Genomic DNA, 25,108 nt, shown 5'->3' with positions numbered 1-25,108 from the left:
TCAATAGCACTATTGTGCCTTACTCTCGGACTTTGGCACCAAATCAGAATTGGCCAGCTCGATGATGTACATCATTAATGCCGTAGACTGCATACGGCGTTTTAATTCCGAAAACCAGTTGGATTGATGGATTATGTCCAGTTCAAACGCTTCAACATCTTCCCCACAATTCATTATTGCACTGTGGATTGCATCACTTAACCCATTGAGCGCATCTGAGCATCTGTGGCTCTGGCTAAAAGGCTGGATAACCAGACCAAAGCCGCCCCATGTTTCTTCCACCTGACTGAATACCTCATAGTTACGCTCAGGAAACGCAGCCGCGATAGAAGCAACCTGTTTTATGGCTTCACCCAAAGGGGTATCCGGTAAATTGGCCTTGGACAGCTTCTCAAAGGTTTTGTACTTTCCAGTTAACTGCTCAAGCGTAAACTGACTGTCAAGCCAGGACATTGCTTCTTGAACTGTAGATTTGAGGCGCTCAACTTCATCGCTATCTTCACTATCGACATCAACAATATCTTCCCAAAACAACTCACTCATTTCTTCAATAAATTGTTTTGTCGCCTTACTCCGGTAACCAGATTTGATCACTGAGTGGATTTCATCATTGTCGGCCGCATCGAGCTTTTTAGCCCAAGAGCTGACGGCCTTATAGTCAGTCTTGGTTTTAAAATCTGACACACAATTCATTTCATACCGAGCTGCATCAACCTGCCATACCCCATCACCTTGCAGGATCAACAAATTCAATAGGGAAGCATAGGCAGAACGATAAGGCTCACCGACTGAATCAACGGATGCCTGATGATGTTGGAAGAAATCGTAACAGCTGTAATGGATACGAATGTCCTCACCATCAGCATCCAGACTGCTTGCAGTTAGACCATATAGCTTGTAGGCCGATAGTTTTGGCACGATGTTACTGGCCAATGGTAGGCGAGAAAGTACCGTGTTTATCTCAGCTAAAGCTGACGACATAACGCTGTTTAAAGCTGCTTGTAGCGCATTAACGAGCCAGCCTGACAGTACGGTATTATTTTGTGATTTGAGGGCTGTACAAAGTTCTGTCAGGCGATGTTCTGGAACAAAACCTTGCTCATGTAGTGCCCTGATTAAGGGCATAGCCGCTTTAACAGGTCGAATAAAAGCCTGAAAGTTGGCTTGTTGGGCTTTCTTCTCAAGCCGAGCCAGATTCCGGTCTGACAGCCGGACTGGCTGGCCTGATAATTTGTAGAACGCTAAATCAGCGGCGGGGCAAGCTGAACGCTTTGACTGGCGACCACGTTTGCTCCGGCCAGTTCCCTGCCGATCCGTGAACCGTGCTTCTGATTTATGACCTGTACTGATACTTTGCATTGCTTTAGCCGCTTCTGTTTAATATCAGTACACTTTAACAATCCGTCTATTTCATGCAGTAAATCAGTCATAGCTCACCCGTTTGCCTTAACCGGCGGCTGAACAACTGTGTATTGAATACTGCCATCAGCCAATACTTCACCGTCACTATCCAGAACAGTAGTCCAGCGGAAAACAGGATGGGTCTGCATTAGTTGTTTCACATTGTCCTGTAGTGACTTTCCTGGCAGTGGAGCAGGGATCACGCGCACACCGACTTTAAATGACATTTGTAGCATTGTATTACTCCTTACAGGCTGTCGAAATCATTAAAGTCAGGAGTTGCTGCGGATGCTTGAGCAACATCACTGCCGGTATTTGCTGACATTTCATCATCGAACACATCATTGTCGGCACCTGTAGCTACTGCCGTATCTGCCTGCTCTGGTTTTGCGTTATTAGCTGGCTTAGCTTCTGCAGGTTTGACTGCTTTCGTTGCGGTTGCAGCTTTGGTGCTGCTGACTTTTAGTAGGGCACTAATATCTATCGCGTTAAAAGTAGTGTTGGCCTCTACTACCGCAGACTTTACAGTGGTGAGCGCATCGGCCAGTTTCTGAGCCAGTTCGGCAGGCTGACCTGTAACAACCAGAGGAACCGCTAAAGCACTACGAAGTGCCAGTACCGCATCAATATTATCAGAATCGTCTTTACACTCACTGTAAACGCCTTGGTCTGTTATGGGAGCGGCCATAAAAGACAGGATTACGCTGAAATTCTCTTTCCCCATTGGTTTAAACGTCATATTCAGGCCAAGCAATGAGGCGTCCTGAACTAACTGTGCAAATTTCTCAAACATGATTGTATCTCTCCGGTTGGTGACTGAGGTAACTGTACACTTGGGAAGAATTGGCGCAGTAAATCGAAACTGCGCCAGACTGCTGCTATGCCGCTTGAGCTGTCTGTAAAGGATGATTGGCCAGTGCTTCGTCAATCAGCTTGAGGTAGGCCGGTGGTGCAAACGTAGACCAATCAAAATCAGTTATATCCATGATGCTTTTGATAAAATCACCCTTTTTTCCGGCACTTAATTTCGCAAAGGATCCCTCACCCTGAGCGTTATCAAAATGCCTGTCAAAGCCTGACAAAGTGCATAACTGAATAACGCCAGAAATACGGTACTTTGATAAAATCGCCGCCGTTGGTACCCACTGCCGCACTAAGTTTGCCTGACCATCTGCAGTTGCTGTGGCTGCAACGCCAAGCAACAACGATGGGGTAATTTGCCGGTCACCGAATGAAGTAGATTTCATCAGTGAATACTGCGTAATTTTTTCCGCAATCGCATCAAGCTGAGCCTCAGTCATGGCCATGAGCTTAGCAAAGGTCTTAGTTGCACCATCATTCATCGGGTAGCCAACAAATTGAGCCATACCGACTATTTGCAGCACCTTTGTATACAGGGCGTTACCGGACAGGTGCGTTGCACTGATAGCCCGAAGCTCGTCTTTGTGCGCGTCAATCGCAACCTGTGGCGTTTGCGCCTGCGCGGTTACCGGCTCTTTAGCTGGTGATTTAGGCTTAACCTCATTACCCACACTGTTACCAGCTTTGCTGTTAACCTGCTTAGATTCAGCATTATCCTGTACTTTGCTGTGCTCTAAAGCCTGCTTTTTGAAATTATCAAATGCTGTCGTGCAATCTGCAAAGCAACTGCGGTCAATACACTGGCTTTGCAATACATCACCTGCTGATGGAGTGGGTGAATCATCAATAACCGCTACACGCTTTTCACACCCCATACAACCTGAATCAAATTGCGCTTGACCAACCACAACAACACTTACTGTTGCGCGATCTGAAGGCTGACTTTCACTTAACCAAAGCACAGCACCAAAGCGTTCCTCGGCTTGAGCTTTCGCATTCACTAAATTCGCCTTGGTCTTTTCCTGAAAACATGACGGCTTGCTACAGCTTGCTTTATCATCATCCAGCCCAAACAAACCCGCTTGACGCTCTGTATTATGGGGACATGCCTGACATTCTGACTTATCGAATTTTGCATGCGCTAAGGAGAGCTGGAACCGGCTGGCGCGTTGACGCAGTTCATTCACAGACCATTTTTCAGAAATCAATTTTTGCAGGGTATTAACCTGAACCTTTGTTTCAAAGCCTGACAAAATCAAAGCGTGGCCTGCAAGTATTTCGCCAAAATCCAGCGCAGATAATACCTCTGGTGCTGAATGTAGCAGCTCTAAACGTTCTGATAGACGCGATACCGACCACCCCAATTTCATGGCGGCAGATTTGCGGTCACCGTTGTAGAAGCTTATAAAGCGCCGAGCGAGTTCAACTTCATCAACTATTGATAAGTCCTCACGCTCAGTGTTTTCTTTAAGGTGCATCAGTAAGGCAGTTTCATCGCCTACATCACGAAATAATGCAGGGATAGTGTCCAGTTCAGCTATAATCGCAGCTTCTCGGCGGCCATATCCAGCAATGAGTTCCAGTTCATTACCTGTTTTAGAGCGACGAACCACCACAGGTTGAATGATGCCATTGGCCTTAATATCCTCAACAAGCCCTGCGAATTTCTTGCGTTTACGGCGAATATTGCCACCGCCAAACAGGTCTTTTAGTACCTTTGGTGATACCTGTAGTAAATCGCCATCCACTAATGATTGATACATGCTTTCTCTCCGGTGTTGTTCAATGTGGCCATTAAACCACCGGTACTGATCGGGGCTACAAAACGAAAAAAACCGGCAAACGCTGGCTTATAGTAAATACTGCACATCACACCCTAATTGGTGCAATTAACTCGACCCGTTGTGAATTTACCCCTTTTAATGCAATAAACCTCATATCAAACTGCTCAAATGACACTAAATCGTCCTGAATGCCGCACAACGCATCTTGTAAGTACCGAAGGTTTAAGCAGATAGTGAAATCAGTTTCTAATTTCGCTGGCAAGAAATCCTCCCCTGTAACGGCGTTCTGAATGTTCAGCGTAACGAGTTTCAGATCACCGGCATCTTTGGTTAACTGTATTACAGGTCGCTTATCTTCAGCGGTTGCATTTAGCCGGGTGATCGCCGACAGCAGCGATTCACGGTTTACTGTAAACGCTTCAATGCCAGACGCACTAAAATGCTGCTTGGTATCGGGAAAGGAAGCATCAATTAAATTTGAACGGATCTGACCGTAGCCCCAAGTGACTTCTGCCATGTTGGAATCAACCTTAAGCCGGATATGCTCTGTCTTTGGTACCAGTGGCAGCAGATCTAAAAATCGCCTTGGTAAAATAGCGTTTATCCTACCTGCGGTTGTTGTTACATCAGTACGTATTACACGGGACAAGCGATGGCCGTCTGAGCTGACTAACGACAGGGTGTTATTTTCAAGAATGATATTAAGACCATTAAAAAATAAATGAGTATGGCGTTCAGCTACTGCATGAATAACCGATTTTACACCATCCAGTAAAATGGAAGCAGGTAATGTGACCTCAGTGTTTTCAGAGCCTAATTTCAACGGTGATGGAAACGACGTTGGTGGTAAAGTCTCCAAAACAAGCTTACTGCGGCCAACCTTTAATACTCCCTCAGATCCTTTATCGCTAATGGTTAAAGGTTTTTGACCATCAATATCCTTTAAACCGCTCAAGATAGCCCGTAGCTTAATGCCACTCACGCATAACTGCATGTCAGCATCAATTGTACTGGCTATTCGTCTTGTGAGAGTCTGAGCACCATTTGTGGAAATGGCATACACGGCGCCGTTCTGGATTTTGATTAGTACAAAATTATGAATTGGTAGCGGTGATTTTTCAGAAGCAGCAAATACTGCAACCGGCAAAAGTGAATCTAGGGCATCTTTAACGGTAATGGTAAGTTGTTTCATAGCATTCTCTCCAAAATGACAGGGAAAATGCTATCAGTGCTGCAGTTTCAGGCTACAAAGCAGGGGTTCAGAAATAAACTGAGCAGATCAATCGTTGATTAGTGCACCAATCAGATGCTCATTAATTTTTCGGGTGACTACTGATACAACAGTAAAGCTCAGCTCAATAGAAGAGTAGCCTGTTTCAATCTCAGTGACGAAATATTGCCCTTGCGTACCTACAGGCAAAAATTCGTTTGAAACAAAAGCAACTCCACGGCCACTGCAATTTAGCGGAATGACTTTAAATTCCTTTTTGCCAGTTTTAACCGTCATGGAGTGTCCCTCCATGCTTATGCGCGGCGAAGATCTATCGTTATTCATATCGTTATTATCAACATTTTTTTTCATCAAGTAATGTTCTAGAAAGACAAAACTAAAGAACAAACGCCCCTTCAGGCATCTGCCTTACTGTTACTGTGTCCATAATTGACAACTGCCTGTTTTGAGGAGGCTTCTACAACAAAACACGGACCAAACAAGCCATTATCAAATTCCACTTCAGTATGCCAAACCGCATAAACATACGCCATAATCATGGCAGTAATGTCTTGATAATTACAGGGGGTGCAAACAGACTTTATCCCCGATATTGATAGAATGCGTTGCCAATTCCGACCAGGCACGTTGAAGTTATGCTAATTATTTTCACTCATTCGGTTTAACTTTAAATTTCGCATTGTTTAGGTAGTACACCCAGCTATCAAGGAGTGATAATTTTTCTGATAAAATTCTACCCTTATCTCCATGATGGCCTGTTCGGCATTCCATCTTCAGACCCTTCGTAATTCTATTGAAAGCCTGCGCATTTCTAATCCATGAAACCAAGTCTCGATTACTTCTTGCGCCTGTAAGCAGAGATGCTGCTTCTGGTAACACAAGCTCATTTGGTAGATTGGATAAATTCCAGTTGACCAAAGCCACACTTCTAAACTTATGGGATTCTGAAACACCAGATGCTGCTGAGCAGGATTTACATTCAAATGTATATCCGACAGTCTCTTTACCTCCGCTCGGTCGAGTAACCTTTTTTTGCTTAACAACAGGCTTTTGGCCACAGCCTTTACAAGGATTTATAGTAAAATTAGGTAATTGCTCAGAAAGTAAAGCTGTGACAATCGCTGTTTTTAAATAGCCACTTGGATAAGGTAAAAGCAATTCCTCGATGTCGTTTTTTTCCAGCTCGGTGGTGTGCACTTCATTTGCCTCATCCGATACTAAACGCATCGCAATGGCTTTAGCCTGAACAACTTCATCTTGAGGAAGCCTGGCGCATAATTCATCGATGAATGCTTTACTAAACTCATCTGGCCGGGCTGCTAAATTAACTGATTTCAACTCTGCTCGTAGTGAGGTTGCAAAGGACTCCAATTCTACCAGGCTAAAATGGATAGCTTCAGCCACCTGCCTTGATAGTAATCTCTTCTCGTACCATCTGAACGCATTAATACGTAATGTCACCCTTTCAATTTGAGCCTTTAGGATGTGAGGAGATTTCTCAGGCACTTCATTGACAATGGTGAGCATATTAGTCAACGCATCTGGCATTACATGTGCATCATAGGCCAGTGGCTTTTCTAATTGCTCAGTGCGAAACACCTCCCAACGCTCAGTGCAGGCTATAAACACGCTTGAATCACGATACGCCTTGATGACTATTGGCCGGCGCTGCAGTGCAAAGAGATCGTCAGTAGTTAAATCGTCAATGAGCAATATGATTCCGGTTGCCCGGTACCTGGGAATTATGAGCTTATGGTATTCATCGGTTTCTATATCTACGAGCCTATCTGACTTATCGGTGTCAGATAATAGCTTAATATCTATACCTCTTGGCTTGTTAAAGCCATAGTCAAATTGATAGTCACCAATAGTCTTTATTAGCAATTCAAGTGGGGATAACGCCAACTGATTTTTTAAGTAAGCAATATCAGCGTCTTCAGAAAGTGAAATCTGCAGACGATAATCTGGTTTTAGTAAGTGGCTAAATTTGGTCATTGGCTCCTCCAGTTTTAATAGTATCACCACGATAGATAATTCCGGTCTCATTAAGACGTTGAATTTAGAGTTTTAACCAGAATAGCTTTTCGGCTGTTAAAGGCTAAAAAAGAGATCGATCATCTTTACGTAGTAAAGAGATCATGATCAGGGGGTGGGGGATCGTTGCGGCGCGCAATTAAAAATGATTTAAAAACAAATGCTTATGAAATGTCGGTACCCCTGGATTGTGATCTGCTGCCCCTAGATTGTGCACTGTTTACCCCTAAATTGTGAAGGCTCTACCCCGATATTGTGAAGGAGTTACCCCTAGATTGTGCAATTCATTGAAGATATACCCCAAGATTGTGATAGGTGATCTGCACAAAACAGGTGTTTATCGATCACAATTTAGGGGTAGAAATCAGCCTAAACCCAATAAAAACAATGTATTCCGTAGCTGTCAGCCTAGGTTGTAGCATAGTTCAAAACGTCTATCTTGCCCAGAAGTTATCATTCTTAAAGCCTTAGCCTTCTGGTTAGTTACCCCAAAATTGTGAAGATGGCGTATATGCTGATTAATCTATGAACAAAATACCCCTAAATTGTGCAAAATGGCATTAAGGGGCCAAAAAAGGCAGGCTTAGCATCACAATTTTGGGGTAAGTCTGTGTTATCGCACTGGAATGGGCATGAGCTTGAACGAAAATTGGAGTTCCAGGCGGGTTCTGTGGTGACAATGGAGGCAAATTTGATTAGATCTCAGCCCGATTACCCCGAATTTGTGCAAAATTGGTTAAGGCTCCGAAAAACCAGATCTTAAGATCACAATTTTGGTGTAGTTTTGTAGTTTTACCCGCTTAAGCGTTACGGTTTTTTAAGTTAAAGACGTTCTGCGCTTATGCGTAACAAACTGATAAATTTGTAAAATATCTCTATAAATCCTGAATTACCCCAAAATTGTGAAGAGTACACATTGTCTGATTAAGCCGCGTGAAACTACCCCGTTATTGTGCATTAAAGTTGTTAAGGCTTGGAAATATAGCTCCTTAGGATCACAATTTAGGGGTAGTACGTGTTAGTGCTTTCCATGGCCTTGTTGATCACAATTGCCCCGGAATTGTGATAATTTCAAAAAACTACCCCAGAATTGTGAATGGTGATTGAAACTACCCCGTTATTGTGCAAAACTCACATGGATTAGGAGGGGTTATGGCTGACAAAAGCGCAATAAGCACTTATACGGAAGGGGATAACAGAACCCTTATTACAAAGTCGCACCCATCTATACACTTTACCCTTGATCCAAAAGTCAGCATGACTGGTGCTGCAGCCAAAGGCCTTAACGCTCTCATCTATGCAATGCAGCGCCAGGCTCGTTATCTAAGCGACAATATCACTGAATATCATGCAAAGCTCGGTAAGGGTAACACCGTTATTCAGATGCCGATTTCAGAATTTGCCAAGCTCATAGGCGTTTCCAGCCGAAACTACCAGGCTTTCAAGAAAACGATCTATGAGATGGGGGATATGAAAGTAACCTGGTCTAACGATGAAAAAGGTGCAGCCGGCAATTTTGGCTTTCACAACCTCTTTGTCAGGGCAGAAGTTAAAGACTCAGGACTTGAGTTTGTCATCCCTCCTGAGAGTCGAGAACTTTTCATAAACGATAAGAACGTGGCTGTAATTGACTTTGTTAAGGTTGCTGATTGTCTATCCAGTAAATACTCGATTTTCTTGCATGACATCATCGAAGAATCGATGAACGGTATTGCAGATCACTCACAAGTGAATGTGCTTCAGTTCACCAATGAAGAATTACGCAACGCACTTAAAGTACCATACGATTTGAAGGCCGGTGAGAAAACCTACTCGTATCCGCAGCCATCAAGGTTCATTGACAAAGTACTTAAGCCGGCCGTATCCGAATACAACGCGGCCGAGATGAAATACCACATACTCGGTTATAACCACGATCGCGGTAGAGTTTGGCATTTTGAAATTATCCCATTATCTAAAACCTACATACGTCGACTTGAACTGGAGCGGCCTGACGAACTTCATGCATTAATCATGGCCATGAAACAGTTCGGGCTTAATGAACTGAACCGGTCCGAGTTTATTAACTCGGTAGTTGATGAGAAGGATTTTGAATATCTTCTGTATTGTAAAGACGTTACTTTAAAGAACACCCGCAAGGTTAATGGTAATGCAGGGGGGTTTTTTAGGACTGTTTTTAAAAACAATTCTGAGCAGTTTAACAAAATTTGGGAAATTGCGTGCAAAGAGCGCGAGATTGCTTCTGTAGCTCGCAGGAACAAAGAGCAAGAGCATATTGATAAGCAGAAAGAAGCTCACAAAACGGCATACATCAAAAACCGTATTGATGCGTTTTTAAAACCTATCTATGAGAATGAAGACGCTCTCGACGAGTTCATGGAGGCCCTGATGGTGCATGCAATTAACATTAAGCACCCATCATCAAGAAAATACAAAAGCGAAATCGAGAGCGGCCGTATCCCGGACGCAACTGATCCAATGGTTAGAATGGTCGCTCAAAGTAAACTGAATATTACTGACAATGAACTAAATAACTATGTTGAGCAACAGCCAATCCAAATCAATGTTTAATGCCGGCGGCAATCAATCAGGTAACGCCCCTTTACTTTGGTCATCCCAGACTGGCAATACGTAGTCAGAGTGGCCATTGTCTCATAAGCAGCTAAGCGAACTGAGGAAATAATAGGGTATTAGCTATATCCATAATATTTCTCACTACTCTTATTGTGAGTAATATATAATGAGGTAAAATCGGTCAATTAGTCTCAGCCCCATGATTCAGCCATTACTTGCAGTCCAAAACGGAAAACCGGTCTTCGTTACGCGGCCGCCAGAATTTGAGCCTGGGTTTAACCGATCTGATTCGATGTCCATGTTGGATTCTGACAGTGACTGGCCCGTTCTGATTGAGTACCTGATACAGTTTCAGCCTAAGCCAAATACGCTGGCCAATTACCTAAAAGAAGTCGAGCGTTTTGCTTTATGGCTCATTCACGAAAAGCAAAAACCGATTAGTGCCATCAACCGGGCCGATTGGTTAGCATATCTGGATTTTATAAAATCCCCGCCGGCAACCTGGTGCTCGTCAAAAGCGCGAAAATTTCAAAAAGACGGCATAACGCTTAACACGGGCTGGCGCCCGTTTGAGATCCGCACAGTTCATAAACCTTTGGCCACAAAATCCCATGTTATTGACGATAAGCCAGAGCTGGTCACCGGCCTAAGTGAAAATAGCCTGGCATTGGCCAAGCGAATCATTGAGTCGATGTTTACGTTCCTGGTGGTTGCCGGCCACTTAAATGCTAACCCTGCGATGTCGCCGCGGACGCGAAACAGATCGAGTGCCACCAAAAAATCCTTTTCTGAAAGAACCATCTCTGACGATCTGGTGAATTACACAATCGATATCTTGTTTCATGCACAAAAGAAGGCTGTCAGTGAGCGTGAGATTTTTTGGTATTTACGGGCCCGGTACATAATTCAGCTACTTGTTGCTACCGGTCTAAGGCTGTCTGAATCAGCTGAGCACACATATGGTGATATAACTATTAGCGGTGAAAGGTGGTACCTCGATATCATTGGAAAAGGGGATAAGCCGCGAAGCATAGAGTTGTTTGACGATGTGATAGCCGTAATGAAAGAGTTTCGTATTGCGACCGGGTGCAGCTCTCCTACCCCACTCTACAATGACCCTATGAAATTAATCCCCAGGAAGAATGTTAATATGGCCATCAGCGACCGACGCATTATTCAAATTGTGCGAGAGTCGTTCGACCTGGCTTGCAAAGCCAAGATGTCAGAAGCTGAGGCAGTCGCATCTGCCGACGATAAAGGTAAGTTGCTGCGTGATGCGAGTTATCTGGAGAAGGCATCTGCCCACTGGCTGCGACACGCTCATGCATCCTACTTTCTGAAGCACACTGGCCATAACCTTAAAGCCACAATGAGCCGGCTTGGCCATGCAGATGTTTCGACAACGATGATTTACATCCACGACGATTAGTTTAGGTTTCAGATAGCTTTAATCCACTTGCTTAAAACTTTAACTGAGGGCTATTAACTTTAAGTGAATTCATTTCTCATGACCGATTGGAAGGTATTTCTCTATTAGAAATCTACTGAGATCACTTTCTTTAGCGTGTCTTCGTAAGGCATTACAAGTCTTGGTATAAATATCCAAATAGATATTTTCTAAACTAAGATTTGCACTGGCCTTCTTAGAACCATAAGCCAGAAGGCATTGTATTGATTCTTTTAAGTAAATTTTAGAATTTTCTGGGTCTTTAAAAAAATCATAAAAATCATCTTCCGTGGCTACTGATACACGTTTTAAGTACTGATTATCAGCCTTGCCTTGGGCAAGCATACCTATTGCATACTTAAAGGGCATTATTGGTACATCTTCAAAGGCCAGCTTAGATACAAATTCTTGCAGTACTGGGTGTTTAAACGTGCGATTACTTAGTGATTTTTTTGTAACTATATTAACTTTGTCTAAGTAATTCCTCACAAATTCCTGAATGCGGCTACAAAACTCAGGTAACTGATCCATTAAAAAGCAAATATCATCAATCTCATGTGGCGGAATGTTTTCCGCATGTTCTATTGTGGCATCAGTAAGGCGCTGCAGTTTGCTGGCGTCGTTCGCAGGCGTGAAGCCAGTCCATAAATCAGTATTGGCCTGGTTATAACTCGTAATATTTTGGTTTAAGCGTGAACTCTGCTCAATCTTGGTAATATGTTTAGAAAGCACTTCACAGTCGTGAATTCCTGATGTTACCCCATTCACCAAAGGTTCAAATATGTCTCCTGCATTCTCAAACGATGCTGCAATCAGTGTGTTACGCCATTTTTCGTATTTTTTTTCTGGATCATCATCAAAGAACTGATAAACGGTGTGGGTACTGACGTAGTCGAGTGGCGGAATGGTTTCAGGCATTGATGTGCTACATGCATCACACAGATGTATGAGCACTAATTTATTAAGGACATCTAAATAGGTCTCTGGAAGCTTCCCTTCTAAAAGAGGAAGTATTTGTTCTGCTGACCTAGCAATTTGCATCAGAATTCGAATGTTATTGATTTTCAGACTGCTGCACTGGTCCTTCAGTATACCGTTTGAAGCATCAGGAAGATGTTCTGAAAAAGCGATATCGAAGGCCTCATCCGGTAATGGGGCGTATAGCAACTCATAGTCAATAACCTTTTCCTTGTACTTCCGATATACGTCACATTTAAGCTGGTCCCGGTTAAGAAGTAGAACGATTTGTGCAGATTTGGATGTTTTAAGTTTCTCTACATAACCAAAGAAATCTTCAAGCTCCAGGGCAGAGGAATGCCGCTCAATGTCATCAAAGCATATCAGAGTGTCATTGTGAGGTAACAGTTTGTACAAGGGGATATCGAAGCCTGCTACATATTTAGAAATAATTGGTACCCGCCCAAAAACATGCGAGATCCAGCCAAGACCTTCATACACCCAGGCAAGGTACTTATACCCCTTCTCGACTGACGTAGCTTTAAAACCTCTAGTATCTTTGAGGAGGTTCATAAAGGTATTCAGGTCAGCTGGCTTGGACGCCTTTGACAAAGGCACGTGGTTAATAAACAGTTCTTTCTCTATTGCAGTGACGCTATCAATACCAAACAGCGATACGTATGAGTATTTTGACCGGCCGGCAAATGTTTCTGAGGATATAAGTTCATTCCATAAGTGAGTTTTACCTACTCCCCACTCCCCCACTAATGCAAATACACCTGGCTGCTTTTTATTAGCATATTGCCGAAGCTGCTCTCTGACAAATTGTGCACTCACCGGAAACCTCAAAAATAACGTGTTTCCGGTAAAGCTATCATTAAATGCTCAACGTCAGAAGCAGTCTTCAGCAATTTAACATAGCAATTAGAACTAACTTCTAACACTATTTCAAAAAGCTCACCTGTTTAATGTTCCGAATGCCTTTGTCATTTACCCGGCCGCAGATACCTTTTACAGTAATATTATTTCGCAACCCTGCTTCGAACTGCTCCAGTATGCGTTTTGCATAACCATACGTATCGCTCAGCTCAGAGATGATGATCTGAAACCGGCTGTTGTACTGACTAAATTCGATGTACACACTACCATCGCGCATCTTAAATCCCCGGGTAATGCTGCCGTTAAAGTACTGGGGATTAGGGTTGTTATCGATCTTGAATTTGGTCCTGATAAACGCATCGCGCTCTCTTTGCTCTTTTGCCCGCTTTTGCCCTGGCGTCAACATGCCAGATACAGAAAATGTGCCCATCTTTGGCTCCGTAGTTCACCTGTGAATTAACACCTTCACAATACCGGTATGCTGAAAATGAGCAGTAAAACGGTCAAGGCGCTAAAGTTAAACCCTTCGATACCTCACTCAGCATTGAACCCGATTATTTTTGTGGTCTTTCCTTTCGATATGATGTTAATTTAACTGCATTAAATGGTTATAGTGTGTGGAGCGGCAATGCTGCAGATCAATACCGGCAAGTTATTTGTCAGTAATCAATTTTACGAAAACGATCTTTGCGGTGTTCTATTCACTAACCTGCATTTCGTCGGGGGGACAAAGCTTGCAACATCCGCGGGAGTTTTAACACCCGCATCCGGCAGTTCTGATATATACAATTGCTATTATGAGTTACATGAAAAAGTTGAGAAATTCGGTGAAAGTGCTGGAGTGCTCGTATCGAATAGCGTGTCCTCATACATAACGGATTTTTCCGCGTTGCTGTCGTTTTATTTTAGCTGCATAGCATCCCCTGATTTCAACGTCGTTAAGCGCTTAATGTCCAATGAAGTTGGAGCTTCTACAAGATGTCGGCCTAGTGATCTGGTAAGTCGATTTTTTGATAGGAATAATCATGGGATATATAGGCACATTTGGAACACCAACGACAGCGCCGGAACATCATTGTAATACGTTTGGTACTCCCAGTTGGTCAGGTTTGCACCAGGACGAATTCACCCCAGCTCTGGAGAGCGACTTGCGCCAATTTATTGAGCGTGAGGCTGCGCGAAAAGGACATAACGACAAAGTGCAAGGTTGCATTGGAGATAATCAGTATTTTTTCAATGAGCACTTTCTAGGCGGTTGGCCTCATAAACTATGGACTGATTGTTATCACGAAAACGTCCGAAATACCTAATTACGATGAAGTACGTCCTTTAACGCCAATATAGGAATGAGCAGATGACTCTGAGTTTTTGGGATTTTGTAATCATTGCACTCATAGTTCGTGGACCTGAGCTCCTGGCTCTGGCGGCAAAACTTGTTCAGTTTTGGGAGCGAGTTGATATAGCGCGCTACGCGCTGGCCTGCGATGATGAAGCGTGTGAGCACTACAAAGAAACGCCTTGCTCTTGGTTCAGGGCGAAACTGGCCACAAAAGCATTTTTGCTAAATAAGTGGCCACATAAGCAACAAATTTGATATAGGACACACCATGGATAGCGAAGAACTCATGAATATCGCTCGATTACAAATGTATAAAGAAGCCTTACCAGGTCAAAAACAGTTAGAAAAAGAGATGGAAATGTTTGAAGACCTGTATATGCCTGTCTTGGAATACTATCCATATTGGCCCCCAGGACCTAGCAGTTCTCCCCTTGGTTGTAGCGAATTGGATAGTGCCTTATTCGATATCTCCCATTGTGACTTTTCAAGAATAACTGTCTCTCAAATTGATAAAGTAGCTAGTTATGCTTCGCAAAAATTACCTTATTCATTCGATGAGTTAAAGTCGATTTTACTAAAAGCCAAAGATAGCTGGTCGAAATTGCCAAATCCTGATGACATTGTACAAGTCACAGCATGGATGAGAAAAATTAGCGTTAACCATTTTTAGTTGTAACTTTGGCATAAAGGAGTTTCAATGATTATTGAATCAGAAGAACAAGCGGATAACGAAGGAAACCCCATGACTGACCTTGTTAAGAGATACCTGGCAAATTAATGTAGGACATAGCAATGGCATTAAAAACTATACAAATCAGTGTTCTGGTGCATGTGCCAGCTAATGCTACCGATGAGCAAGTGTCGGATTTTGTTGATACAAAATTTGGCGAATGTACTGGGTCATGCACTCAGTTAATGCCAGATAACCCGTGCCTAAGCGACTATGAAATTGAGCAAGCAGATTGGCGCTTGGCGAGTTGATTTACCTCTGCATCCGGCAAATTCGGGTGCATCTGCAAATCAATTTTTTATCAGAGGAAACACCATGGCCATCAGTATGCGAGAACGTATTGCAGCTTTTGAGATTTCTTGCCGGGCTGAACGTGAAGCGTTTAAGCGTTCTATACGAGCAGGGAACTACCCTGCTGCTGAGATAAATCGGCAGCGGCTCAATGTTGCCGAACAGCGCCTATCCGCTGCTGTCGCAGCTGCAAACAACTGATAGAGGATACAATGATGGAGCGGGAATTGACGTTAGAGCAGCAGCTGTTCGGGCAGCTGGCCAATGCTGATCGGGAGCATACCGAAGAACACGGTATAAATGATTTTCACGACTGGGATGAAATGTTGGAGTGTGAGGTTATGCACTTCAACACCCAGAACGGTACTAATTTTGACCCGAAAGAATACCGGCTTCAATACATTGAGCGCCAAGAAAAACGCGCTTACGGCTTATAGGATACAGATCAGCATGCCGTCAATTTATGTCACGGAAGCAGAGCTTGAAGCTATCAGGTTTTGTGCTGCTCAAGTAACAGATGCGATTGAGAGCTTCGCTAATCAGGCGTATTGCGACAAAGCTGAAAAGCACTTGAATTGCGTTCATTCAATTGAACAGAAATTTAGAAAGGCACAGTCAAACCAACGGCTCAACAAAGCGCTATAAGCGCGGTATGGCCAGTAATTTCGGTAGAGGAAACCATATGGGTGACTTAACAAAATCTGAAGCGCAGGCAAATATGGCCAACGGCTCATTTGTATCACACAAATCGGCACCGGATATTGGATTTAAATTGAGCCGTGTCGGAAATATTGAGTCACATCATGGCGAAGTATACAGTGCTGCTGAGTTTTGGTATGCCAGACTACACGAGTCGTTTGATTCAGGCTGGTGTTTATACAAATCAGAGTAAAGGAAACAACCGCATGGAATTGAGCATAGAAACAACATTTGAGCAGTTTGTTGCAGAGCTTGGCCAAAAAGCTCTGAATTACGGCGCGGCCCACTATGGACACCATGAATTTGCTGATCTGCCAGCTGATGATCAGGCTGACATTAAGCGTGAATATGACAGCATTGATGAATTTTTTGTGTTGTCTGAGGATGACTACGAGCAGCAACTGGCAGATTACGGTACTGACTACATGGGAGACGAAGCAAAAATTGGTGATCTTATGTGGTTTGATGGTGAATGCCTGAGCGGGATTTGGCTGTGTTAAAGCTTGGGAAGAATCAGAAGCGCTACCAGAAAAAGGCAAGTGGCATGACTGGACAGATGTTCTGGAGTCAGTGAAATGGGCTGTTGTGCTCAGAGAGTTTCAGCGCTTGAACGCTGAATTAACCAAGTAGGATTTATAATGCTGCCTGAATGGTTGAAAACATATTTAGCTTGGTGGAATTCACAAGTGCAAAGTTGGACTGATATGACTTTTTTCGACTTTGCAGTTAGCATTCCACTTATGCTGATACCTCTGATTATTGGGTACTATTTTTTAGGTGGTTTTGCGAAAAAGAAGAAAGATGACACAGGGTGGAACAATCCAAATAAGTCACCCTTATCAAAGTCGATTGATGATAGATAGGAAGCACCATGATACTCTTAAAAACTAGTGCTGGAAAACAAAAACTATAGAATTGCCTGCTCTGGAAAACTACCAGGCAATCCAGTTTAAAGCCCTTTTATCGCTGTATCTAAAGGGTTTTAAATTGGATTCAACAAGCGCAGCGCGGTAGCCGCTCTGCAAATTTCCAGACCTGGCCAGTGCCAGTTTGGGTGGTAATTTTGATTTCCGGGTAACTCAGGAAAACAGCTGAGTGCTGCTTGGTGAGTAAGTTTCCAGACAACTTCCAGAGTCAGCTTTAAGGAGTAAACTAATGCAGAACACCCATTTATTTATGAAGCCTGGCGAGCCTAAGTCAATTTTTGAAGATAAGTTGTCGGCTCTGTTAGCTAGTTTGCCTGATGGAGTTAGGGTTGGTTATGAGATTACTAACGGCTCAGTCGTTTGGTCCGTTCAAGAAAAACCGGTGAGTGTTTCGCGCGAAGAAGAGCAAACTTTTTTGGAAGAACTTAATCAACTTTCGTTGAGGTTTTCAAGCCCTAATCAACGGAAAAAAAATGAAAGTACCGCATTCGACTATCTTGACCCTAACTCTCAGATAGCAAAAGAAACCGTAAGCATCAAAGAAATTGAAGATAGCTATGCTAAATACGCTGCTGGTGAGGGAGAGTTAACCTTGTATGAAAATATGCCAGATAAAGTTATTTTGAAACTGGTGAAGAACGCAATCACTAAAGCGAAGGGGGCAAAATTCTCTGTCCAAATGCTTCCAGATTGGAATGAGCCGGAATAGAAAACAGCTTATGGTTTTTAAAGTTAGTGAATGGCGGTTGGGCTGTACCATTTATACCAAGTGGTCGGACGGAACAGTTAGTGCCATTTCGAAATCACATTCATAGGAAACCGAAGATGACTAAAGCAATTTTCAGAAATAATGTGTCTGATCTCGACCAGGGTATTTTTGAAACATCAGCACTACCGAAAGGTAATTACCGCACCTCGTGGATCATGAAACTGAGACGCGAAAAAAGTAAGTGTCGGCTGCCTCGGGGCTTCGGCAAACTTTCCGGTAAAACCGTTTAATTTTGGTACAAGAAAAAGAGTATGGGCACTACATTTCGTGAACGAGCCGAAGTTCTGCTAATGGTGATTGCTGTAACGATGGCATTTATTACGCTATTGGCAGTTGGTCCCGGACTTAAATGGATTTACCCGAAACAGCACGGTGAAATGCTGATGTTATTTAAAGCGCACCCGGTAACAGAAAAGGTTATTGGTGATACTGAAGAACTGAATCTGATGCAATTCTGGCAGTTGCAGATGTTGGTTGAAGAAAGCCAAAGTTAAGTTTATTTACCCGCCTGGCTCTGTCCGTACGGATCTATAAGTTAATTATTTTACATATAAGGCGCCACCAACTGGCGCCTTTTAGCTAACTGCAGTTAGCTACACCACTCAGCGCGTGCTTTTTCAACAAACGCGGGCTTTACCACACTGAGGTTGTTAATTCCGGCTCCACCCTTGAGCAGAGCTTTAATTGACAGCTTTTCCCGGTGTGGAACGTCTGTTGTCGATGTGAAGTCACTAAGCCTAAGCGGCCTGTTGGCGCTACTTAAAACGTTATAGTGCACCTTCTCAACTGCTTCGCAGAGTGAGCCGCCACAGAGCGGACAAAGGCTTATATGCTTGTTTGCAAAATCGGATTTCCACCATGCCTTACGGCAATTACCTGTGCAAGCGATCTCCGGCTTGCTACTGTGCTCATCAAACGTGATGTGGTACGCCGTATCAAGAATAATCATGTATATGTCCTTTAAGAGGGTTCCCGCCACTCCTGTGCTAATAAAACCATTTTGCGGCGCGGCGCGCAAGGTTCGGTCAGTCTATTCAGGGCGAGACCTATTGGTGTGCCGGCGGCACGGTGAAAGGTTTAGTTGTCACCATGTTGGCCTTGTAGCTGCGTAGGGTACTATGCATAATGCAATTCGTACCTGCAGGGTTAGTCTTTAATATTGGAGAAGAGTATGTCGCATAAATTTATAAACAGTTGCCAGGCAGACAATTGGTACTTTCGTTTAAAAGGGGTGAATGGTACCCATTTTACGAGGGTAGTTGTCTGGGCGACGACTGAGTCTGGAGAGGTTATTGGTCTTGTGAGCGTCACAAACGATTCAGGTTGCCTGACAGTCCCACCACCGGTGAATGGTACCTATGTCCATGTGTCTGATATGAGTAATGAGGAAAAGCAGCAAGCTGCTGAAGGAGACCGGCCCGGCACCAAGTACACCGGCACTTGAACCAAAGTCTTGTCACGCTCAGTAAAGGCTTATCTTCAATGAAGACACTCTATGTAATTGGTAACGGATTTGATCTCCATCACCGCTTACCTACGTCGTATGGAGGCTTCAAGGAGTTTGCAAAGTACAGCCCTTTTGCCAGGGCCTTTGAGCGGTACTTTGCCTTCAGCAGTCGCTATAAGACATTAGATGAAGTGTGGAATGAGCTCGAACAAAATCTTTCCGAGTTTAGTGTTGATGAACTGATTGACCATAAAACCGACTACTATGATGACGACCCGCATGAAGACCAGTTCAACTATGAGGTCGATACTGAAATCGACAACCTGACAGTTGGTTTGGTTAAAATGCTACACGATTACCTTACTCCAGCTGAGAAACACCCGATATGTGCTGGCACCTATTTGAAGCTCGACCATGACGCCCGTTTCATCAATTTTAACTATACCAACACGCTACAACGAATCTACCAAATCCCGCCGGCCAATATTTGCCATATCCATGGCACATTGAGTGGCCCAACGCCGTTGGTAATCGGGCATGGACTTGAGCACAGTGAGTATGAACCACCCAAGCCAATTGATGAATCACTCTATACCGATGAGCAGTTGTCGGATATGTTTGACAGTTTCTCGCAGAAATATCAGGACGCTGTAGAGTCTGCTCACCGCTATTACAACCTGAGCATAAAAGACACTCAGAGCTGTATAGCGTTGCATCATGTTTTTTTATACGCCCTGCACGACATCGAGAGAGTAGTTGTTCTCGGCCACAGCCTCGAAGAGGTTGACTACCCATACTTTGAGTTGCTGAACGAGTTGGTAAGGCCAGGCTGTTTTTGGCAGGCCAGTTACTATGGCGAAGAGAATAGTCCAAAAATCTGGGATAACCTTGAACGTATAGTCAGTGATGTCACACGAATGGGGCTATTTGAAATGTCTGAATTAACGCTTCACCAAGCGCCGCGGTAGAGCAGATGCATTGAATCCTGTTCCACGACAGCCCCAATTTAACTAAGTGCTTTTCCAGAGCTTTTCTATGCGAGCGTGTTCTGCTGCAGCTTTGCTGAGGTCATCCATAGTTAACGCAGGAAGCTTGCTGCCGTCTGGGCTGCATATAGAGCCCGATAGCTCAGACAGGGCCAGCAACTGATATTTATCAAGAGAGTGATCATGTTGAAAGCCTTCCATAGCATCGTCGTTAATCATAACCATTTCTAACCCAGCTGTTAACGCATGCATCAGCACAGAGGCCAATTCTTCATCCAACTGAGCAAATGCTGCTTTCACAAAATCTTTTCTTTCCATGTTTCCCTCTGGTAACGGCCTAACAAGGTAGCGGGTATATTTATTGAGCATATCCCAAAGATCACGCGAAATAAATTGTCTGCCGGCGAACATTTAAATCAACACCAATTAATTTAGCCATTCATATGACCATATTTAAATAAAGCCTGGGAAATTAAATCTTATAAATTGCCCTGTCCCATGTGGGACAGGCTGAAAAAATAAGTGTCCCATCTGGGACAGAGACACCCTACCCTTGCTTTAACATTTCAAGTAACTGTTTTCCAAGCTCAGAGTTAGCTATATCTGAATTAATAGTTAGTGTTACCTTATTACTACTGATTTTGGCTTTGACTCCTTTCCGGAATGCAAAGTCATTCCATGTAGGTAAGACCTTAGAGGGGGGTTCATTAGTTGAATGCTTGGAAGAAGCTAACCGGTTTAATATGATTTTCTCTAGCCTGGATGAAGCTAACTTTAAGATTTTCTCATGTTCTTCATCATTTAACTCCTCATCTGTTAACGTGACCGGCTTAAGACCTTCAATAGCATTAGTTATATCCTCAAATGTCACCTCTGATGCCACTACAGAGCGAATAAATGTTCGTGATATAAATTCAAGTGCAGGGAAAAGTGACAACAATTCATGAGGCAATGTTGCTGCTCGTAGTGCATCGTTCACCTTGGTTTTGTTTGAACGAAACTCCAGGGCTGCTTTACGAACGCTAAATGCTTCCTCACCTACATCATGTTTGTAGTCCAGAAGAGTGAGTCCTAAATCCAAAATACTGGGGTCGCGGTAAGTGTCGAGTGTCTTAGCAAGAATCTGTTTATCCTCGTCACTCATTTCATTTGCGTATTGAATTTCTAAAACAGCATCAGGGGTTATACTTACGGCATAACACCGACGAATGCCGGCGATGATTTCAAACTTACCTTCTGATAATTTGACGGCTAACACTGGCATAGTGTTTCGCTTTGCCTCTTTGATAGATGGCAAAATGTCAGAGACTGCAGCTGGGCTAAGATATCTGATATTACGTTGGTTATATCGACACTTAACAATGGAGCTCATAACCTTGTCGGCGGGGATTGACGTGGTACTAAGCTTAATTTTATTGCCAGAGACTGGTGAAATTAATTCAGTACCCCCACTCCCCTGCCCTGGTAAAATTAACGCAGATTTGGACGGGCGATTAGCTTGATAAAATTCATTGACTGGTTTGTTCATCTGATTCTGTCCAATTAATTGAAGTCTATTTCATTTAAAGAAATTAGTAGTTCACGGGTAACGTCATTCAAGCTTGATAAAGCTTTATCTAACTGTCGCTCTGGGCAGAGATTGTCCGTTTTGCGTATGTCGTAAACAGTTCTGTAGTTTCTGCTAGCAGATTCAAATGCAGTGCTACGTTTAATGACTGGGTTAAGCATGTCCCGACCTAAAACATCCTTCATTTGGTTAAGCATATCTAAATCACGATTTTGTTCTTCGTCATAATTGACAGCAACAACCTTCAGAAACTTGATGTTTTCACCTTTGCTTGGTAGAAAAGCAAATTGGTCTGGTAAATTCATAATGAACTGGCCAGTACTCGCCCAATCAAGTTTTCTTGGGGTAACAGGTATAAGCATGGCATTACAGGCTTCCAAAGCACTCCATGTCAGCGGGTTAACGTGAGGGCCAGTGTCAATTAAGATCATGTCGTAATCGTTCTTCAAAGGGTCGATAATCTTATCCTTTAAAAGTTTCAGGTGGCGGAGTTCACCGGATTTGGCAAATTCAAACCATGCATCGGATGAAAAGCGCTCATCAGTAGGGAATGCAGGGATGATATCCAGATTAGGAATGTGAGTCTTCTTAATTGCATGATTAAGAATTTCCTCATTGGAGTATCCACCTGCAAGAAACTTAGAATAATCACTATCTGGCTCGTCGGCGCCTAACATGATATCGACTGCGCTTAGAATGCCGGGTGCTGCAGTAAGATCAGGTGCAGCAACGACTCGAAGCGTGCCCTGCGGGTCTAAGTCAATGACAAGTACCCTTCTGCGTTCCTTTATATTAAGTGCAATTCCGGCTGCCAAAGAGATAACAGTGGTACTTTTACCTGAGCCACCCTTTTGGTTTTGAACATTAAGAACAATGCACCCTTTATTTTTATCGGCCCATTTCTCACAATTCATCCAGTCCTTCAGGGCATGGATGTGATTCAGAGTATACCGGTATTTATTACTCTCAATGATAACTTCAGGAATAATGCCCTTATCGATAGCTTCAACGACACGCTCTTTGAACGTATTGAGACTAACGCCGCATGCTCTTGCAGCTTCAGATTGATATAGTGAATGGTTAAGAACAAGACGGTTAAGGTCTTCAGGAGTAATCATTCCCTCCAGCACTGCTTCAACTCGTGAGACTTCATTATTTAAAATATTCGGTGATATACGATTAATAATTTTTAGGGCTTCACTCATGATTATTTCCAAAAGTAGTTTGACAGTTACATGCTATAAATTATTTACCCTACTGTCAAACTGCCGCGTTAATAAATTGACACTGTTTCGCATAATGAGACGTAAATAACTTTCGATGAAAGTTTTTTCGGTGTTTAGTATTAACACAATTCAAGTGTCCCACATGGGACAGTCTACCTCCCCTACCCTGCAGATTTGGCATTATGATTTTCACTTGGAACAGAATTTATTGCCTCAGTGATTTTGGAATTTAGCTGTCCCACATGGGACAGTATAGACCCGACCTCAACATAGGGGTTTTAACTGTCCCATGTGGGACAGCTTGCTTTGTTAAAGAAAGGCAGTGGTTAATTTGTTAAGGGCCCAATAAACGGCCCCTTAATCGTCCACTGAAAAGCATTCAGGATGAATAATGCTGAGCATCAAAATCTCGGAGAAAGTCATGAAGTCAATCAAAACTACAGCAGTAAGTTTATTAGCCTTAGCCGTTACAAGCCATGTAAGTGCAGATGAACTTAACAAATCGCAGATCAGTAAGAAATTTCAGGAGCTGACTCCATTTGAAGTGATTTCGGTTGAAGACTCACCATCTAAAGGTCTGTATCAGGTAATTACGAACAAAGGTATCTTTTATACTACTAAGGACGGCGAGCACGTAATATCGGGCGCCCTTCACGATCTGGCGCCAGGACTTAAAAATAATACTGAAGCGCGAAAGCTGAAAATTGCAGAAGAAAAGATTTCTGAACTTAAAAGCTCATTCATAACATTTCCTGCACCCAATCCAAAGCATGAAGTAATCGTGTTTTACGATACTTCTTGTGGGTACTGCCAGAAACTTCACCACGAAATATCAACCTATAACGCGGCCGGTATCACAGTGCATTATGCAGGTTTCCCGCGAATGGGACTTGAAAACCCTCAAAACGGTCAACCATCTCCAACAGTGTCCGAGATGACATCAATTTGGTGTGCTGATAGTCAGCAGATGGCATTAAATATGGTATCTCGTGGCGCTGAAATTCCAGCTAAGAAATGTGATACAAAAATAGCAGAGCATTTTAGCCTAGGTGAGATGTTAGGAGTGGCTGGTACGCCGGCAATATTTTCTATGAAGGGAAATCTTGTTAAGGCAGGGTATGCACCAGCATCTGTATTGAAAACTAACCTTGAAGGTATTACACAATGACAAACGACATTCGGGTAATAGCCGTGGCGTTATCGATGTTGATGTGTGCTACAACCTCAACTGCTGCATCAAGTGAGCCTGTTGATGTGCTAAGCAAATTAAGCGAATTGGCAGCGCCGGACAAAAAAGCATATGGCGAGGAAATTAAAACAAGCTTATCTGCAAAAGGGCAAATAAAAGGCATACAAGAAATGCCTATAACAAAGTTGTTTTTTGTCGAAGCGCAACAAGGTTCCTATCTGGTTTCTAGTGATGGCCGCTTTGTAATTGAGGGCGTGATTAAAGATGTCTGGCATCGCAAAACCATTAATAACCTTGAAGATGCTCGCTCTACCGAAAGGCTGCCGTTAAGTAATATTGGCTTTAACCCTGAAGAACAGTTAGCGAGTTTTACATTGGGTAATCCCAATGTAAAACGACAAGGTGTAATCTTTGTTGATCCGACATCTGCAATAACACTTACAGCATTGCAAAAAATCAAAGAGAAAGCTGACACATCTAATTGGACTGTAGTTCTCATGCCATTAATTGGTGGTGACAGTGCCATCGATAGAAGCCGCCGACTTTGGTGCGCAACCGATAAAGGGGGAGCATTAAACGATTTGGTTTATGGGACAAGTGAAAGCCTCTCCGATGTAGTGGAAGGTTGTAAAGAAGATCCGTTAGTGATGGGTATGATGCTGACCGATCTTCTACAAATCCGCTCATTACCTCATTTAATCCGTGAAGACGGACTAAAGAGCGCGGGCTTCCCTGAAAAATTTGAAGAATGGTTTGCGCAACCATAATGGT

29 protein-coding genes are annotated in these 25,108 nt (G+C 43.3%); 16 read left to right on the top strand and 13 right to left on the bottom strand.

Annotated features, from left to right (window positions below):
• Positions 1-9 precede the first annotated feature (9 nt).
• The 7 genes from MJX74_RS19140 to MJX74_RS19110 form a co-directional block, all read right to left on the bottom strand.
• Positions 10-1,359 (bottom strand): hypothetical protein, encoded by a 1,350-nt coding sequence (locus tag MJX74_RS19140; RefSeq protein ID WP_240224610.1) that lies wholly within the window; start codon positions 1,357-1,359, stop codon positions 10-12.
• A 74-nt stretch (positions 1,360-1,433) separates the two neighbouring features.
• A complete protein-coding gene (locus tag MJX74_RS19135; RefSeq protein WP_240224609.1) occupies positions 1,434-1,637 on the bottom strand; it encodes a hypothetical protein in 204 nt (67 codons plus the stop codon).
• A gap of 11 nt (positions 1,638-1,648) precedes the next feature.
• Positions 1,649-2,194: a hypothetical protein gene (locus MJX74_RS19130; protein WP_240224608.1), complete on the bottom strand. Its 546-nt coding sequence runs from the start codon at positions 2,192-2,194 to the stop codon at positions 1,649-1,651.
• 85 nt (positions 2,195-2,279) lie between these two features.
• A complete protein-coding gene (locus MJX74_RS19125; protein WP_240224607.1) occupies positions 2,280-4,025 on the bottom strand; it encodes a ParB/RepB/Spo0J family partition protein in 1,746 nt (581 codons plus the stop codon).
• A gap of 106 nt (positions 4,026-4,131) precedes the next feature.
• Positions 4,132-5,238 carry a DNA polymerase III subunit beta gene (locus MJX74_RS19120; protein ID WP_240224606.1) on the bottom strand — a complete coding sequence of 369 codons (1,107 nt, stop codon included), beginning with the start codon at positions 5,236-5,238 and terminating at the stop codon, positions 4,132-4,134.
• Between the two features lie 87 nt (positions 5,239-5,325).
• Complete coding sequence (locus MJX74_RS19115; protein WP_240224605.1) at positions 5,326-5,628, bottom strand: hypothetical protein; 303 nt, start codon at positions 5,626-5,628, stop codon at positions 5,326-5,328.
• 297 nt (positions 5,629-5,925) lie between these two features.
• On the bottom strand, positions 5,926-7,272 hold the full coding sequence (locus MJX74_RS19110; protein WP_240224604.1) for a hypothetical protein: 1,347 nt from the start codon (positions 7,270-7,272) through the stop codon (positions 5,926-5,928).
• A gap of 1,191 nt (positions 7,273-8,463) precedes the next feature.
• On the opposite strand from MJX74_RS19110, the gene MJX74_RS19105 reads away from it, so the two are divergent.
• Both MJX74_RS19105 and MJX74_RS19100 read left to right on the top strand, forming a co-directional pair.
• Positions 8,464-9,882 (top strand): replication initiation protein, encoded by a 1,419-nt coding sequence (locus MJX74_RS19105; protein ID WP_240224603.1) that lies wholly within the window; start codon positions 8,464-8,466, stop codon positions 9,880-9,882.
• A 301-nt stretch (positions 9,883-10,183) separates the two neighbouring features.
• Entirely contained in the window at positions 10,184-11,314 is a 1,131-nt protein-coding gene (locus MJX74_RS19100) for a tyrosine-type recombinase/integrase (protein WP_240224602.1), read from the top strand.
• Positions 11,315-11,383: 69 nt separating this feature from the next.
• Here the strand turns inward: MJX74_RS19100 and MJX74_RS19095 are convergent, their stop codons facing one another.
• The gene (locus MJX74_RS19095; protein ID WP_240224601.1) at positions 11,384-13,126 is read right to left on the bottom strand and encodes a P-loop NTPase fold protein; all 1,743 of its coding nucleotides are present in this window, start codon (positions 13,124-13,126) and stop codon (positions 11,384-11,386) included.
• Positions 13,127-13,232: 106 nt separating this feature from the next.
• Positions 13,233-13,598, bottom strand: coding sequence for a hypothetical protein (locus MJX74_RS19090; RefSeq protein WP_240224600.1), 366 nt, complete (start codon positions 13,596-13,598; stop codon positions 13,233-13,235).
• Between the two features lie 924 nt (positions 13,599-14,522).
• On the opposite strand from MJX74_RS19090, the gene MJX74_RS19085 reads away from it, so the two are divergent.
• The 10 genes from MJX74_RS19085 to MJX74_RS19040 all read left to right on the top strand — a co-directional run bounded on the left by MJX74_RS19085 (position 14,523) and on the right by MJX74_RS19040 (position 18,416).
• Positions 14,523-14,762, top strand: coding sequence for a hypothetical protein (locus tag MJX74_RS19085; protein ID WP_240224599.1), 240 nt, complete (start codon positions 14,523-14,525; stop codon positions 14,760-14,762).
• Positions 14,763-14,775: 13 nt separating this feature from the next.
• Positions 14,776-15,177 (top strand): hypothetical protein, encoded by a 402-nt coding sequence (locus MJX74_RS19080; RefSeq protein WP_240224598.1) that lies wholly within the window; start codon positions 14,776-14,778, stop codon positions 15,175-15,177.
• Positions 15,178-15,450: 273 nt separating this feature from the next.
• Complete coding sequence (locus MJX74_RS19075) at positions 15,451-15,729, top strand: hypothetical protein (RefSeq protein ID WP_240224597.1); 279 nt, start codon at positions 15,451-15,453, stop codon at positions 15,727-15,729.
• A gap of 11 nt (positions 15,730-15,740) precedes the next feature.
• Positions 15,741-15,965 carry a hypothetical protein gene (locus MJX74_RS19070; protein ID WP_240224596.1) on the top strand — a complete coding sequence of 75 codons (225 nt, stop codon included), beginning with the start codon at positions 15,741-15,743 and terminating at the stop codon, positions 15,963-15,965.
• A 245-nt stretch (positions 15,966-16,210) separates the two neighbouring features.
• A complete protein-coding gene (locus MJX74_RS19065; protein ID WP_240224595.1) occupies positions 16,211-16,420 on the top strand; it encodes a hypothetical protein in 210 nt (69 codons plus the stop codon).
• Between the two features lie 13 nt (positions 16,421-16,433).
• Entirely contained in the window at positions 16,434-16,727 is a 294-nt protein-coding gene (locus tag MJX74_RS19060) for a hypothetical protein (protein WP_240224594.1), read from the top strand.
• A 138-nt stretch (positions 16,728-16,865) separates the two neighbouring features.
• The gene (locus MJX74_RS19055) at positions 16,866-17,090 is read left to right on the top strand and encodes a hypothetical protein (RefSeq protein WP_240224593.1); all 225 of its coding nucleotides are present in this window, start codon (positions 16,866-16,868) and stop codon (positions 17,088-17,090) included.
• 292 nt (positions 17,091-17,382) lie between these two features.
• Complete coding sequence (locus MJX74_RS19050) at positions 17,383-17,862, top strand: hypothetical protein (protein ID WP_240224592.1); 480 nt, start codon at positions 17,383-17,385, stop codon at positions 17,860-17,862.
• 116 nt (positions 17,863-17,978) lie between these two features.
• Positions 17,979-18,152, top strand: a complete 174-nt coding sequence (locus tag MJX74_RS19045; RefSeq protein WP_240224591.1) for a hypothetical protein — start codon at positions 17,979-17,981, stop codon at positions 18,150-18,152.
• A gap of 21 nt (positions 18,153-18,173) precedes the next feature.
• Positions 18,174-18,416 (top strand): hypothetical protein, encoded by a 243-nt coding sequence (locus MJX74_RS19040; protein WP_240224590.1) that lies wholly within the window; start codon positions 18,174-18,176, stop codon positions 18,414-18,416.
• 95 nt (positions 18,417-18,511) lie between these two features.
• Here the strand turns inward: MJX74_RS19040 and MJX74_RS19035 are convergent, their stop codons facing one another.
• Positions 18,512-18,871 (bottom strand): hypothetical protein, encoded by a 360-nt coding sequence (locus MJX74_RS19035; RefSeq protein ID WP_240224589.1) that lies wholly within the window; start codon positions 18,869-18,871, stop codon positions 18,512-18,514.
• Positions 18,872-19,222: 351 nt separating this feature from the next.
• Between MJX74_RS19035 and MJX74_RS19030 the strand changes: the two genes are divergently transcribed.
• Positions 19,223-19,366 carry a hypothetical protein gene (locus tag MJX74_RS19030; protein ID WP_240224588.1) on the top strand — a complete coding sequence of 48 codons (144 nt, stop codon included), beginning with the start codon at positions 19,223-19,225 and terminating at the stop codon, positions 19,364-19,366.
• 38 nt (positions 19,367-19,404) lie between these two features.
• A complete protein-coding gene (locus MJX74_RS19025) occupies positions 19,405-20,337 on the top strand; it encodes a bacteriophage abortive infection AbiH family protein (protein WP_240224587.1) in 933 nt (310 codons plus the stop codon).
• 42 nt (positions 20,338-20,379) lie between these two features.
• Here the strand turns inward: MJX74_RS19025 and MJX74_RS19020 are convergent, their stop codons facing one another.
• From MJX74_RS19020 to MJX74_RS19010, 3 genes are all read right to left on the bottom strand, one after another.
• Positions 20,380-20,673, bottom strand: coding sequence for a hypothetical protein (locus MJX74_RS19020; RefSeq protein WP_240224586.1), 294 nt, complete (start codon positions 20,671-20,673; stop codon positions 20,380-20,382).
• Positions 20,674-20,902: 229 nt separating this feature from the next.
• Entirely contained in the window at positions 20,903-21,883 is a 981-nt protein-coding gene (locus tag MJX74_RS19015) for a ParB N-terminal domain-containing protein (protein ID WP_240224585.1), read from the bottom strand.
• Between the two features lie 14 nt (positions 21,884-21,897).
• Entirely contained in the window at positions 21,898-23,127 is a 1,230-nt protein-coding gene (locus MJX74_RS19010; protein ID WP_240224584.1) for an AAA family ATPase, read from the bottom strand.
• A gap of 442 nt (positions 23,128-23,569) precedes the next feature.
• On the opposite strand from MJX74_RS19010, the gene MJX74_RS19005 reads away from it, so the two are divergent.
• Positions 23,570-24,316, top strand: coding sequence for a disulfide isomerase DsbC N-terminal domain-containing protein (locus MJX74_RS19005; protein WP_240224583.1), 747 nt, complete (start codon positions 23,570-23,572; stop codon positions 24,314-24,316).
• Positions 24,313-25,104 carry a thioredoxin domain-containing protein gene (locus MJX74_RS19000; protein ID WP_240224582.1) on the top strand — a complete coding sequence of 264 codons (792 nt, stop codon included), beginning with the start codon at positions 24,313-24,315 and terminating at the stop codon, positions 25,102-25,104. The genes MJX74_RS19005 and MJX74_RS19000 overlap by 4 nt, the downstream gene beginning before the upstream one ends.
• Positions 25,105-25,108: the final 4 nt, after the last annotated feature.

The sequence above is a fragment of the Rheinheimera hassiensis genome, assembly GCF_022436675.1.
In the GTDB taxonomy this organism is placed as follows: domain Bacteria; phylum Pseudomonadota; class Gammaproteobacteria; order Enterobacterales; family Alteromonadaceae; genus Alishewanella; species Alishewanella hassiensis.
This window is presented reverse-complemented; position numbering and strand designations above follow the sequence as displayed.

Excerpts from the sequence above, each read along its gene's own strand:
- MJX74_RS19090 (WP_240224600.1), bottom strand. The coding sequence starts at position 13,598 with ATGGGCACATTTTCTGTATCTGGCATGTTGACGCCAGGGCAAAAGCGG.
- MJX74_RS19045 (WP_240224591.1), top strand. The coding sequence starts at position 17,979 with ATGACTAAAGCAATTTTCAGAAATAATGTGTCTGATCTCGACCAGGGT.
- MJX74_RS19035 (WP_240224589.1), bottom strand. The coding sequence starts at position 18,871 with ATGATTATTCTTGATACGGCGTACCACATCACGTTTGATGAGCACAGT.
- MJX74_RS19135 (WP_240224609.1), bottom strand. The coding sequence starts at position 1,637 with ATGCTACAAATGTCATTTAAAGTCGGTGTGCGCGTGATCCCTGCTCCA.
- MJX74_RS19075 (WP_240224597.1), top strand. The coding sequence starts at position 15,451 with ATGAAATTGAGCAAGCAGATTGGCGCTTGGCGAGTTGATTTACCTCTG.
- MJX74_RS19080 (WP_240224598.1), top strand. The coding sequence starts at position 14,776 with ATGGATAGCGAAGAACTCATGAATATCGCTCGATTACAAATGTATAAA.
- MJX74_RS19050 (WP_240224592.1), top strand. The coding sequence starts at position 17,383 with ATGCAGAACACCCATTTATTTATGAAGCCTGGCGAGCCTAAGTCAATT.
- MJX74_RS19110 (WP_240224604.1), bottom strand. The coding sequence starts at position 7,272 with ATGACCAAATTTAGCCACTTACTAAAACCAGATTATCGTCTGCAGATT.
- MJX74_RS19005 (WP_240224583.1), top strand. The coding sequence starts at position 23,570 with ATGAAGTCAATCAAAACTACAGCAGTAAGTTTATTAGCCTTAGCCGTT.
- MJX74_RS19055 (WP_240224593.1), top strand. The coding sequence starts at position 16,866 with ATGCTGCCTGAATGGTTGAAAACATATTTAGCTTGGTGGAATTCACAA.
- MJX74_RS19085 (WP_240224599.1), top strand. The coding sequence starts at position 14,523 with ATGACTCTGAGTTTTTGGGATTTTGTAATCATTGCACTCATAGTTCGT.
- MJX74_RS19020 (WP_240224586.1), bottom strand. The coding sequence starts at position 20,673 with ATGGAAAGAAAAGATTTTGTGAAAGCAGCATTTGCTCAGTTGGATGAA.
- MJX74_RS19060 (WP_240224594.1), top strand. The coding sequence starts at position 16,434 with ATGGAATTGAGCATAGAAACAACATTTGAGCAGTTTGTTGCAGAGCTT.
- MJX74_RS19065 (WP_240224595.1), top strand. The coding sequence starts at position 16,211 with ATGGGTGACTTAACAAAATCTGAAGCGCAGGCAAATATGGCCAACGGC.
- MJX74_RS19040 (WP_240224590.1), top strand. The coding sequence starts at position 18,174 with ATGGGCACTACATTTCGTGAACGAGCCGAAGTTCTGCTAATGGTGATT.
- MJX74_RS19125 (WP_240224607.1), bottom strand. The coding sequence starts at position 4,025 with ATGTATCAATCATTAGTGGATGGCGATTTACTACAGGTATCACCAAAG.
- MJX74_RS19100 (WP_240224602.1), top strand. The coding sequence starts at position 10,184 with ATGTTGGATTCTGACAGTGACTGGCCCGTTCTGATTGAGTACCTGATA.
- MJX74_RS19120 (WP_240224606.1), bottom strand. The coding sequence starts at position 5,238 with ATGAAACAACTTACCATTACCGTTAAAGATGCCCTAGATTCACTTTTG.
- MJX74_RS19140 (WP_240224610.1), bottom strand. The coding sequence starts at position 1,359 with ATGCAAAGTATCAGTACAGGTCATAAATCAGAAGCACGGTTCACGGAT.
- MJX74_RS19015 (WP_240224585.1), bottom strand. The coding sequence starts at position 21,883 with ATGAACAAACCAGTCAATGAATTTTATCAAGCTAATCGCCCGTCCAAA.
- MJX74_RS19105 (WP_240224603.1), top strand. The coding sequence starts at position 8,464 with ATGGCTGACAAAAGCGCAATAAGCACTTATACGGAAGGGGATAACAGA.
- MJX74_RS19130 (WP_240224608.1), bottom strand. The coding sequence starts at position 2,194 with ATGTTTGAGAAATTTGCACAGTTAGTTCAGGACGCCTCATTGCTTGGC.
- MJX74_RS19000 (WP_240224582.1), top strand. The coding sequence starts at position 24,313 with ATGACAAACGACATTCGGGTAATAGCCGTGGCGTTATCGATGTTGATG.
- MJX74_RS19070 (WP_240224596.1), top strand. The coding sequence starts at position 15,741 with ATGATGGAGCGGGAATTGACGTTAGAGCAGCAGCTGTTCGGGCAGCTG.
- MJX74_RS19115 (WP_240224605.1), bottom strand. The coding sequence starts at position 5,628 with ATGAAAAAAAATGTTGATAATAACGATATGAATAACGATAGATCTTCG.
- MJX74_RS19025 (WP_240224587.1), top strand. The coding sequence starts at position 19,405 with ATGAAGACACTCTATGTAATTGGTAACGGATTTGATCTCCATCACCGC.
- MJX74_RS19010 (WP_240224584.1), bottom strand. The coding sequence starts at position 23,127 with ATGAGTGAAGCCCTAAAAATTATTAATCGTATATCACCGAATATTTTA.